The 11,155-nt window shown below is 72.8% G+C and carries 12 protein-coding genes; 6 read left to right on the top strand and 6 right to left on the bottom strand.

Annotation, left to right across the window (positions count from 1 at the left end; translation table 11 throughout):
- Positions 1-651 (top strand): LysR substrate-binding domain-containing protein (locus AB0J52_RS13535; RefSeq protein WP_500181879.1); only part of this gene is annotated, 651 nt, incomplete at its 5' end.
- 63 nt (positions 652-714) lie between these two features.
- On the opposite strand, the gene AB0J52_RS13540 is transcribed toward AB0J52_RS13535, so the two are convergent.
- From AB0J52_RS13540 to AB0J52_RS13550, 3 genes are all read right to left on the bottom strand, one after another.
- On the bottom strand, positions 715-1,728 hold the full coding sequence (locus AB0J52_RS13540; protein WP_500181880.1) for a CU044_5270 family protein: 1,014 nt from the start codon (positions 1,726-1,728) through the stop codon (positions 715-717).
- 2 nt (positions 1,729-1,730) lie between these two features.
- Entirely contained in the window at positions 1,731-2,306 is a 576-nt protein-coding gene (locus tag AB0J52_RS13545; RefSeq protein ID WP_500181881.1) for an RNA polymerase sigma factor, read from the bottom strand.
- A gap of 120 nt (positions 2,307-2,426) precedes the next feature.
- Positions 2,427-3,188: a TetR/AcrR family transcriptional regulator C-terminal domain-containing protein gene (locus AB0J52_RS13550; protein WP_500181882.1), complete on the bottom strand. Its 762-nt coding sequence runs from the start codon at positions 3,186-3,188 to the stop codon at positions 2,427-2,429.
- 139 nt (positions 3,189-3,327) lie between these two features.
- Between AB0J52_RS13550 and AB0J52_RS13555 the strand changes: the two genes are divergently transcribed.
- The gene (locus AB0J52_RS13555) at positions 3,328-4,716 is read left to right on the top strand and encodes a serine hydrolase domain-containing protein (protein ID WP_500181883.1); all 1,389 of its coding nucleotides are present in this window, start codon (positions 3,328-3,330) and stop codon (positions 4,714-4,716) included.
- A 16-nt stretch (positions 4,717-4,732) separates the two neighbouring features.
- Here AB0J52_RS13555 and AB0J52_RS13560 read toward each other — a convergent pair whose 3' ends face one another.
- A complete protein-coding gene (locus AB0J52_RS13560; protein ID WP_500181884.1) occupies positions 4,733-5,359 on the bottom strand; it encodes a TetR/AcrR family transcriptional regulator in 627 nt (208 codons plus the stop codon).
- A 126-nt stretch (positions 5,360-5,485) separates the two neighbouring features.
- Between AB0J52_RS13560 and AB0J52_RS13565 the strand changes: the two genes are divergently transcribed.
- A complete protein-coding gene (locus AB0J52_RS13565; RefSeq protein WP_500181885.1) occupies positions 5,486-6,499 on the top strand; it encodes an aldo/keto reductase in 1,014 nt (337 codons plus the stop codon).
- A gap of 49 nt (positions 6,500-6,548) precedes the next feature.
- Here AB0J52_RS13565 and AB0J52_RS13570 read toward each other — a convergent pair whose 3' ends face one another.
- Positions 6,549-7,733: an erythromycin esterase family protein gene (locus AB0J52_RS13570; protein ID WP_500181886.1), complete on the bottom strand. Its 1,185-nt coding sequence runs from the start codon at positions 7,731-7,733 to the stop codon at positions 6,549-6,551.
- Positions 7,734-7,810: 77 nt separating this feature from the next.
- Between AB0J52_RS13570 and AB0J52_RS13575 the strand changes: the two genes are divergently transcribed.
- The 3 genes from AB0J52_RS13575 (at position 7,811) to AB0J52_RS13585 (ending at position 10,550) form a co-directional block, all read left to right on the top strand.
- Entirely contained in the window at positions 7,811-8,500 is a 690-nt protein-coding gene (locus AB0J52_RS13575) for a TioE family transcriptional regulator (protein WP_500181887.1), read from the top strand.
- 28 nt (positions 8,501-8,528) lie between these two features.
- The gene (locus AB0J52_RS13580) at positions 8,529-9,593 is read left to right on the top strand and encodes a tyrosine-type recombinase/integrase (protein WP_500181888.1); all 1,065 of its coding nucleotides are present in this window, start codon (positions 8,529-8,531) and stop codon (positions 9,591-9,593) included.
- 168 nt (positions 9,594-9,761) lie between these two features.
- Positions 9,762-10,550: a 2OG-Fe dioxygenase family protein gene (locus AB0J52_RS13585; protein WP_500181889.1), complete on the top strand. Its 789-nt coding sequence runs from the start codon at positions 9,762-9,764 to the stop codon at positions 10,548-10,550.
- 22 nt (positions 10,551-10,572) lie between these two features.
- Here AB0J52_RS13585 and AB0J52_RS13590 read toward each other — a convergent pair.
- A partial coding sequence (locus AB0J52_RS13590; protein WP_500181890.1) for a TetR/AcrR family transcriptional regulator occupies positions 10,573-11,155 on the bottom strand: 583 nt, incomplete at its 5' end.

The following is an 11,155-nucleotide window of genomic DNA, read 5'->3' on the forward strand; positions in this document are numbered from 1 at the left end:
AAGGCCGAGGCCGCGGCGGCGTCCGGCGAGGTGCGCGGGACGATCGCCATCGGCGCCATCCCCACCGTCACGGCCGTGGACCTGCCCGGCGTCCTGGAGCGGTTCCACGCGCGCCATCCGCGGGTGCGGATCAGCCTGCGCTCGGGCGCGAGCGAGGAGATGGTCGAGCGGGTGCGCGTGGGCACCCTGGACGTCGCGTTCCTGGGAATCCCGGTGAGCGCGCGTCCGAAGGGCGTGCACGGCAGGGATCTGGCGCGCGGCGAGCTGGTCGCCGTGATGGCGCCCGGTCATCCGCTCGCCGACCAGGACCGCGTCGAGCTGCGCGACCTGGCGGACGAGCCGTTCGTCGACTTCCCGCCGGGCTCGGCGGCGCGGGCGCAGACCGACGAGGCGTTCGCGGCGGCGGGCGTCCGGCGCGAGGTCGGCTTCGAGATCTCGTCGGTGGACTTCATGACCCGGCTCATCCGCCAGGGCCTCGGCATCGGGTTGATGCCGGCCGCGTTCGTCACCGAGCTGACCGACCTGGCCGTCCTCCCGATCCGCGACGCCCCGGCCCGCCTGGAGCACCTGGTCTGGGGCCGCTTCCCCCTGTCCCCGGCCACCACCGCCTTCCTCACCGAACTCGGCATCCCACTCACCGAGGGGGACTGAGCCCGCGAGGCACCGGCCTGTGGCGTGCCGTCCTCGTCCGAGGACGGCACGCCGGGCCGGGAGTCAGGAAAGGGTTGGGATCTTCGGGGGGGCGTCGGTCCAGCCGACCTGGAGGTACAGGATCTTGTCGACGGTGCCGGGGACCTTGGAAAGGGTGCGCGAGGTGCTCAGGACGAGCGAGGAGGCCGGGTCGATGACCACGGTGTCGGTGACGCTGGGCTTGACCTGGACGCGCAGCCCGACCCCCTTGCGTCCGCGCTCGTCGGTGACCTCGCCGATGGCGGTGACCCCGGGCATGGCGGCGAGCATCCGGTAGGCGGCGGCGCGCACCTTCGGCGGGGCGGGGACGTAGCTGAGCAGGTCGGTCGCGCAGTTCCGCACGACCTCGTCCGCGGTCCGGCCCGCGGTGGGGTGGTCGGCCGGGACCGCGCGCCGCAGGGCGCTCCTCAGCGCGCCGGGGTCGGTCGGCAGCGCCTGGACCTGCTTGAACGTCATCCTGCTGTCGCAGAGCAGGAAGGTCTGCGTCCCGGCCTCCCTGACGAGCGCCGGGGAGCCCGGGCTCGGGTCGGGCGAGCCGTCCCGCCGGAAGGCCGGCGCGTCCTTGGCGGACATGGGCGTCGGGGGGAGCCCCCGGTAACCCGTCCAGGACCGGCCGTCCGGGCGGCTCCACTGCCCGATCAGCTGCCAGCCCAGGATCCAGTAGTCTCCCCGCTCCTTGTGGAAGGCCCGGGCCTGCATGCTCAGGACGTGCCAGTACTTGCCGGTGGTCGGCGTCTTCTCGGCGCGCTCGGCGGCGGTGAGCAGCACGGTCTTGGACGACATCGGCTGCACCGCGGGTCCGCGGCCCGGATCGGGCGCGCGCGGGGAGGTGCCGGACGACAGGACGATCGCACCTGTGACGGCGGCGGCGGTGGCGGTCAGGCCGAAGCCGCTCCACAGGGCGGGGCGGCGCCAGGCGCGGCGCGCCGACCGCTCCGGCTCGCGCATCCCGTCGAGGAGGCGGCGGCGGACGGCCGCCTCGGTCTCCGGCGTGGGCGGTTCGTCCAGCATCGTGCCGATCATCTGGAACTCGTCCATGGTCACAGTCCTTCCGTGGGGGCGGCGGGAAGCGCGGCGCGCAGCCGCTTGCGCGCCCGGCTCAGCCGGGAGCCGACGGTGCCGTAGGGGATGCCGAGGACGTCGGCGATCTCCTCGTGGCTGAGCTGGGCGAGCGCCTTCAGCAGCACGACGTCGCGGTCCTTGCGGGACAGCGCGGCGAGCGCGCCGGCCAGCGACGGCTGGAGCCGTTCGGCGGACACCGAGTCCGCGACCCGCTCGTCGTGGCCGTCGGGGTGGCGCTCCGGGACGACCTGGGCGAGCGCCCGGTAGCGGCGGGTCTCGGTGCGGCGGTGCTGGGCGATGTGGTTGGTCGCGATGCCGAAGAGCCACGGCCGGACGGACCCGCGGGACGGGTCGAAGGCGGCGCGGGTGCGGAACGCGGCGAGGAAGATGTCGGCCACGACGTCCTCGGCCGGCTGCGGGCCGAGGCGTCCGGCGACGTAGCGGTGGATGTCGGCGTAGTGCCGGTCGTAGACGGCGGTGAAGCGGTCGCCGTCGCGGACGGACGTGGCGAGCAGTTCCGCGTCCGTCGGGGCCGTGTCGGGTGGGGCGGTCAACCTGCCGCCCCTTCCGTCGGGTTCAGCATGGTCTCCTCCGGGAGGATGGTCGTCATCCCCTACTTCGTCCGGCCCCCGGATCGCTTTCACGCGGGCTCGACGACCTTCCCGGCGAGCCCCTTACCTGCGCTCTGTCGCCTCGCGGGGGGCGAGTCGCCGGGCGATGCCCTGGAGGACGCATTCCAGGCCGACCTCGAAGTCGTCGTCGCGGACGACCCGCGCCGCGTCGTCCCGTCGCGCGGTGTAGATCTTGTGCAGGCGCGGATAGGCCCGGGTGGCCTCCGCGGCGGCGGGCAGCAGCCGCTCGGCCCACTCCCGCTGGGACCGCCCGCTGCGCGCGAGCGTCCGCAGCGTCGCTGACTCGCTGGTGGAGACGCCGACGACATAGGCGATCAGGGTGTGCACCGCCTGCTCGGCCGCCGCGAGCTCCAGCCCGCCTTCCTCCAACACGGTGAGCAGCGCCTCCATCAGGCGCAGGACGTTCGGCCCCAGGTAGGCCAGGCCGGTCTCGCCCAGCACCGAGACGGCCCAGGGGTGGCGCAGGAAGGCGGCCCGGAGGCTGTGCGCGCAGCGCGCCATCGCCGCCTGCCAGTCGGCGGGGTCGTCCGTGCCGGGCAGGGCGGGCGGTTCGACCTCGCCGTAGACCTCGTCCACGACGAGTTCGAGCAGCTCGTCCTTGTTGGCGACGTGCGTGTACATCGAGGTGGCTCCGGCGTTGAGCCGGGCGCCCAGCTTGCGCATGCTCAGCGCGTCGATGCCCTCGGCGTCCAGCAGTTCCAGCGCCGCGGCGACGATCTGCGCGCGGCCCAGCGCGGGCTGCTCGCGGCGGCGCGGGCGCGGCCGGGCCCATACCGACGGGATGGGCTGCCTCTCGGTCGGCATGCGGCCTCCTCGCTCCTCGCCTCCGGACGTCCGGGACGTCCCGCCGGACAGTGTACGGGTTGCGCACGGTGTGCGCTCAACGTACGGTGTGCGGAACTTCCGCACAGTGTGCGGTCTGACTGACCGAAGGGGATCTCTCATGTCGTTCGACCTCGTCCGGTGGCAGGGAAGGCTCGACGCGCTCCGGGCCGCACACCATGTGCCGGGCGCCTCGCTGGCCGTCCTGACCAGCGGTTCCGTGTACGAGCTGGCGAGCGGGCTGCTGCACCGGGGGACGGGCGTGGCCGTGACGACCGACTCGGTCTTCCTGGCGGGCTCGCTGGCCAAGGTCTACACCGCGACGCTGGTGATGCGCCTGGCCGACACCGGCGCCCTGGACCTGGACGCCCCGGCCGCCGACGTCCTGCCGGAGTTCGTGACGCCCGACCCGGACGTCACGGAGGAGATCACGGTCCGGCGGCTGCTGTCGCACACCGGCGGGATGACCAACGACTTCACCCACGACACCGGACGCGGCGACGACTGCCTCGCCAGGTACGTCGAAGCCCTCCGGAACGTCTCGCTCGACTGCCCGCCCGGAACGACCCTGTCCTACGGCAGCTCGGGGTACGTCGTCCTGGGACGGATCGTCGAGACGCTGACCGGGCAGACCTGGGACCGCGCACTGAGGGACCAGGTGCTCGCGCCGCTCGGCCTGGAGCACTCGATGACCCTTCCCGAGGAGGCCCTCCGTTTCCGCGTCGCGATGGGCCACTTGGGCGCGCCCGGCACCGAACCCGCCCCCGCGCCCGTCTGGGACCTGATGCCGCGCTCGGCCGGTCCCTATGGCCGGGTCATCGTTTCCGCCGGGGACGTCGTCCGTTTCGCTCGGATGCACATGGCCGGAGGGATCGCCCCTGACGGCACCCGCGTCCTGTCGGCCGAGGCGGTCGCGGCGATGCGCGGCCGCGTGGTCGACAGCCCGGACAAGTGGTCGATGTCCGCGGACGGCTGGGGCCTGGGATGGGCCCTGTACGACTGGGACGGAGTGCCGGGCTATGGTCACGACGGCAACGCCGGCGCGCAGCAGTCGTACCTTCGCGTCGTCCCGGACGCCGGGGTCGCCGTCGCACTCCTCACCAACGGCGGTGACTTCAGCCGCCTCTACGAGGAACTGTTCGCCGAACTGCTGGACGAACTGGCCGGCGTCCGCATGCCACCGCCCTTCGCGCCGCCGGCGGACCCGCCCGCGGTCGACATCACTCCCTGGCTCGGCGTCTACGCACGCGAAGGCGTCGTCACGACCATCACCCGGGACGCCGGCGGCGCGCGCATCAGCTACGAGTTCGTCGGCGGGATGAGGGAGGTCGTCGAGTCGATGGGCGGCATCTCGCCGCGGGTCGAGGGCGATCTGACGCCGGTGTCGCCGACGGTCTTCGCGGCGAGCGGCCTCTTCGGACACGACTACATGCCGGTGGTGTTCTCCACGCTGCCCGACGGAACGCCCTGCGTGCACATCAGCATGCGCGCCGCCCCCAGGACCGCATGACCGGAACGGCGTTCCGCTAAGGCGTGCGGCGCAGGCCCGCCACGAGGAGTCCCACCAGGCGGCGCGCGTCATAGCGGGGATCGCTCTCCGCGCCGATGCACAGGTTGCCGATGCCGCGCATGAGCTCGTAGGCGTCGATGTCGCCGCGGATCTCACCCGCGTCCGCGGCGGCCCGGAGGAGGCCGTCGCACACGGGGACGAGCCGGTCGATGAAGTAGGTGTGCAGGGCCTGGAAAGCGGGGTCGTCCGATTGGAGGACGGCGGCCAGGCCGTGCTTGGTGGCGACGAAGTCGACGAAGCGGTTGACCCAGCGTCCCAGTGCGTCATAGGGGGAGCCGCCGCCGGCCAGCAGGCTCTCGCCGGCCTCCGCGCAGGCCTCGACCTGGTGCCGGTAGACGGCGGCGATCAAGTCCGCGCGGGTCGGGAAGTGGCGGTAGATGGTCGCGACCCCGACGCCCGCCCGGGACGCGATCTCGCGCACCGGCGCCTCGACTCCCGAGGTCACGAACACCGCCGCCGCGGCGTCCAGGAGCGCCCGCTCGTTGCGCCGCGCGTCGGCCCGCTTGCGCGGAGCGCCCTTCCCCGTCCTCGCACCGCTCCCCGCGGCCGTCTCCGCGCCCGTCGCCGCCGCGTCGTCGGTCATCGCACCTTCCCGTTGCTAACCGGAACAATGTTCCGTATATTAATCGGAACGCGGTTCCGCTTGGCGTCCATGATGCCAGAGCGGTGCCCCGCGCCCCAAGCCATCCCCCCGATCAAGGAGCACACGATGCGATACCGCCCCCTCGGACGTACCGGAGTCCAGGTCAGCACGCTGGTGCTCGGCGCGATGAACTTCGGCAGGATCGGCGGCACCGGACAGGACGAGGCCGACGCGATCGTGGGCGCCGCCCTCGACGCCGGGGTCAACCTCATCGACACCGCCGACTTCTACCCCGGCTCCGAGGAGATGGTCGGCAAGGCCATCGCCGGCCGCCGGGACGACATCGTCCTCGCGACCAAGGCGGCGCTGCCGGTGGACGACGACCGCAACCACCGGGGCGCCTCGCGCCGCTGGCTGGTCACCGAGCTCGACAACAGCCTGCGCCGCCTGGGCGTCGACCACGTCGACCTCTACCAGATCCACCGCTGGGACCCGGCGACCAGTGACGAGGAGACCCTGTCGGCGCTGACCGACCTGCAGCGGGCCGGGAAGATCCGCTACTTCGGCTCCTCGACCTTCCCCGCCTACCGGATCGTCCAGGCCCAGTGGGCGGCGCGCGAGGCCCGGCTCGGGCGGTACGTCACCGAGCAGCCCAGCTACTCGGTCCTGCAGCGCGGCATCGAGGCGGACGTCCTGCCGGTGACCGAGGAGTACGGGATGGGCGTGCTGGTGTGGAGCCCGCTGGCGTCGGGCTGGCTGTCGGGCGCGGTCCGCGCCGGCCGGGAGATCACCACCCACCGCTCGGCGGCCCTGCCCGAGCGGTTCGACCTGTCCCGGCCGGCCAACCAGGCCCGCTTGGACGCCGTCGAGCGGCTGGTGAAGGTCGCCGACGAGGCGGGCCTGACGCTGATCCAGCTCGCGCTCGGGTTCGTCACCGCGCACCCCGGCGTGACCAGCGCGATCATCGGTCCCCGGACGATCGACCACCTGCACGCGCAGCTCGCCGCCGCCGACACGGTCCTGTCCGCGGACGTGCTCGACGCGATCGACGAGATCGTCGCTCCCGGTGTCGACCTGGCCGCGCACGAGAAGGTCGACACGCGCCCGGCGCTTCTCGACGCGTCCCTGCGCCGCCGCTGACCGCTCCTGGTGTGGCGGTGACGGGCCGCCGCCACACCAGGAAGGACGGTCAGACCTCCCGGAGGAAGACCACGGCGTCCACCTGACCGATCGCGGACGGATCGAGCGACGCGTAGGTGTGGTCGGCGGGAACGCGGCGCTCCGGCTTCCGGACGAGGACCTCGGCGAGGCGGACCGGATCCACGATGCTGCGCCCGTCTGGCAGTCCCGACAGCATCCCCTCCAGGCTGTCGGGGGAGGGAACATCGGTGCCGCGAGTGCCGAAGTTGGTGGCCACGAAGGTGTACCGGTCACCGAGGTGGGCGCCGGCGATGGCCCCGGCGCTCCACCATTCGACCCGCCCGCCCGCCCAGCTCATGCTGCTGCGGTCTCGCTGCAGGTGGGAGTTGTGGGCGAACACGAGGGTGGGCCCGCGCCGCTCCTCGCGCCGGACGATCGCTTCGAGGTTGTCGGCCATCATCGTGTCCCGTACGGACAGGAGCGTGTTCACGCGACTGGGCGAGGGGTCGGCCATGCCGTGGTGGTAGCGCAGGAGCCCGGTCGCGGCGCGGCCGTAGAGGTCGGCCCGCCACCAGTCGTCCGGGGAAGTGGCGGCGATCAGCTGCGGCGCGTACCCGGCGAGCAGTCCGCGCAGGTCGTCGGTGAGCAGCCGCAGCTCACGGGCCTCGGACGTACGGCCGACGGACTTCGACGGGTCCATCATGGCGGCCGGATTCGTCCAGGCCTCATCCTGACCGAGGAGATCGTCCAGCCGGGCGCGGCTCCAGGGAACGTCGAGGTGGGCGGCGAGGTAGTCGTGCAGTCCGGTCAGCGGCTCACGCGGACTGGCGGCATAGGCGGTCTCCAGCGGGCCGTCCATCCCGTAGAAGCGCAGCCGCTCGTCCGCTGAGCGTTCCTCGTTGTAGGCGCGCATCCAGCGGAGCAGCTCACGGTTCGCCGGGTACGCGCCGTGCCCATGACTGAACCCGCGCGTCAGGGCCTCGTCGAGCGTCCTGGCGCCCTCGCCGACGTAGGCGTCGGCCGTCAGACCCATGAGGCAGTCGCTTTCGAGCGCGACCGAACGATAGCCCTCGTGCTCGACAAGATGCCGGAAGAGCTCGTTGCGCAGCTCTGGGAACGCCTCGACCCCATGGGTCGGCTCCCCGAGGCCGAGCAGGCGGGTGGACGAGGGCAGAAGCGCGGTGAGGGAATCGCTGGCGAAGGGACGCGCGGCGTCCCGGATCGAGACCGTCATGGCTTCAACCGTATCGTTGAACCTTCGGTGTAAACTTAGCTGCTTCTATGGGCATTTCTGGAGGGCTAAGTCTCAAAATGGGGTTGCGGCCTGTCGATCTCGCGCGGGAGCACGGCCTGTCCACCCAGGCGGTGCGCAACTACGAGGAGGCGGGCATCCTGCCGCCGGCCGAGCGCACGCCGAGCGGCTACCGCGCCTACGCGCCGCGCCATGCCGCCGCCCTCGGGGCGTTCCTGGCGCTCGTCCCCGCGCACGGCCACGCGACGGCGAGCGCGATCATGCGGGCGGTGAACGACGGCGCGGCCGAGGAGGCGTTCCGGCTGATCGACCAGAGCCACGCTGAGCTGGCCGACGACCGGCGCACCCTGGAGGCCGTCGAACGGGCCCTGCACGACCTGGCGCTTCCCGGCACCGAGGAGCGCGCCCGAACCGCCACGTTCATCGGCCCCCTCGCACGCCGGCTCGGCCTCCGCCCGGCGACGCTGCGCAAGTGGGAGAGCGCCGGCCTGGTCGTGCCCGGCCGGGACCCCCGGACGGGCTACCGCGTCTACAGTCCGTCCGACGTCCGGGACGTGCTGATGGCCCACCAGCTGCGCCGCGGCGGCTACGGCCTGGAGCAGATCGCCGAGGTGCTGGAGCGGATGCGAACGGCGGGCGGCCCCGAAGCCCTGCGGCCGACCATGCGCGAATGGCACGAGCGGCTGACGGCACGCGGCCGGGCAATGCTCACCGCGGCCGCCGCCCTCGACACCTATCTGAACACTTGATCCACCCGGAAGGTTCTAAGCTTCTGCCGTGTCGGAGACGCGGGCTGACCTTGTGGCGGGTGACGCTGGGGCCCTGGTCGGGCACGGCGTGGACTTGGACGTTTCGTCGGGGCCCGAGCGGGCTCTGCGCGGCACTCCGCCCGCCCGGGCCGCCGGGGAACTGGCCAGCCTGATGCGGGCGGCCGGGATGGACGAGTCGGCGCTGCGCGCGACCGGGGTGTGGCTGGTGTCCGGTCGGCGGTCGTCCGCGCACACCCAGGCCGCCTACCTGCGGGACGTCGGTTGGTGGGTGTGGTGGTGCACGGTCCGCGCGGCCGAGGCGCAGGCGCCCGTCCCGCGGGACGCCGACCTGTACGTCGCCGACCTGGTCGCGTCCGGGCTGGCCCGCGCGACGGTGAACCGGCGGGTGGCGGCGGTGTCGTCGTGGTACCGGTACCTGGTCCGCGAGGGGTGCGTGACCGCCAATCCCTTCGAGGGCGCGGAGCGTCCGCGCATGGACACCCGGCACTCGCGCACGCGCGGCCTCTCCAAGCAGCAGGTCGCCGAGCTGCTGGGGTACGCGGCCGAGCACGAGTCCGCCCGCACCTACGCCCTGGTCTGGCTGATGTTCGCCACCGCCGGACGCATCGGCTCGCTGCTCTCCGCCCGGATCGAGGACATCGGCGAGGACAGCGGGCACCGCGTGCTGGACGTGGTGGCCAAGGGCGGGCAGAGCAAGCGGTTCGCGCTGCCGCCGCCCGCCGTCGCGGCCCTCGACCGGTACCTCGCCGAGCGCGGCCGCCCGGCCTCCGGCCCGGTCTTCGTGACCCGGACGGGCCGCCCGCTCGTCCAGTCCTACGTCTGGAAACTGGTCAACCGGATCGCGGGGGAGTGCGGCGTCGACTTCGTCATCAGCCCGCACTCGTTCCGGCACTCGGCGATCACGATCGCCCTCGGCGAGGGGCGTCCGCTGCATGTGGTGCAGGACTTCGCCGGCCACGCCGATCCCCGCACCACCCGCAGATACGACCGCGACCGCGACGCCCTCGACCGCTCCCCGGCCTACCAGCTCGCCGCCCTCGTCGCCCCCTCCACCCGCAGGACCGGCCCCTGAGGCCCCAAGGAGGCCGGGTCATGGACCGGAGTCCCGTGGACAGATGAGGTCGCGGTTCTCCTGGGGGCGAGGCTCAAGACATGGTAGATCCTGGGTCGTCGCCGGTACTCGATCCTCATCGCGGGCACGAGTGGTAGCAGGGCCGCTACCCAGTGCTCAGGAGGTGCGGTGAAGGCATCCCGGGACGAGGGCGGCGATCTGAAGAGCGCCGGGTTCACGCGGTACAGCGGCGCGGACCTCGAGTGGAGTGAAGCGCTGCGAGACGGCCTGGACCGGCTCACCGAGGCCTTCGCCGACCTGCCGCAAGACCCGTACGCGCCGGACGCCCGCAGGTTCCGCCGGCACTCCCGCGCGGTGTACCTGCCCTGGACCGGCGAGATGACGTGGATTCCGGGCATCCCGGACCCGGAGCACGGCACGCTCACCGAGTACTTCCAGGACGACTACAACCCCGAGTATCCGCAGACGGTGCGGTACTTCCCCGCCATCTCCGCCGACATCCTCGACAACGTCCTGCTGAACCGGCTCCTCCGTTTCGACCTCGGACAGGTCGGCTGGCTGGAGGAGCTGCGGCGGACCCCGCTGTGCTGCGGCGTGCACATGGTGAAGCTGTCGGTGCGGGACCGGGGAGAGGTCGCGGTCTCGTCCCCGGACTGCCTGCACCAGGACGGGGGCGCCTCGACCGCGTTCACCTTCGCGCACCTGGTGAGCTGCGTGAACGTGCGGGGCGGGGAGAACGTCATCGCCTCTCCCGAGAGCGCGGGACGGCAACCCGGCGATCTGCCGTCCGGCGCCGTCCACGCGCGCTTCACCCTGGTGGAGCCGCTGGACGGATACGCCGTGCACGACCACCGCGTCAGCCACTGCGTCGGCCCGGTGCGGCTGGGCGATGCCCCGGGGCCGGGCGAGCGCTGCATGCTCCTCGTCGGCATCGCGCCGTTCGTCCCGCGCCCCTGACCCCGTCCCGGGCGGCAGCCGGCTACTCCGCGGCGTGGTCGCTGCGCCATCGCTCGGTGGCGACCCCGGCCATGATCACCGAGACGACGGCCTCGGCGAGCTCGGGCGTGATGGGCAGGTGCCCGAAGAGCACACGGTAGTAGGTGGTCGACGCGAGCATGTCCAGCAGGAGGTCGATGTCGGCGTCGGCCCGGATGTCGCCCCGGTCGATGCCCCGGCGCAGCGCCTCGGCGGTGGTGGCCCGGCGCGGGTTGAAGAAGACGTCCAGGAACTCCTTCTCCAGTTCCGGGTCGTCGGCCAGGTCGGCGACCAGGGCGGGCAGGGCCCTGCGGCCGACGGTGGTGGCGAAGGCGTCGCTGAGGGTGCTGATGCCGGCGATGAGGTCGCAGTGCGTGCAGCCGGTGTCCGGCGTCGGCGAGGTGCCGATCGTCGCGGCCAGCGCTCCCACGACGAGGTGCTGGCGGGAGCGCCAGCGGCGGCGGATGGCGGGCTTGCTGGTTCCGGCGCGGGCGGCCGCCCCCTCCATCGTGAGGCCGCCGTAGCCGACCTCGTTGAGGATCTCGATGACCGCCCGGGGGACCGCGTCGTCGATGCGTGGGTCGCGG

The sequence above is a fragment of the Spirillospora sp. NPDC049652 genome, assembly GCF_040675125.1.
GTDB lineage: Bacteria > Actinomycetota > Actinomycetes > Streptosporangiales > Streptosporangiaceae > Spirillospora.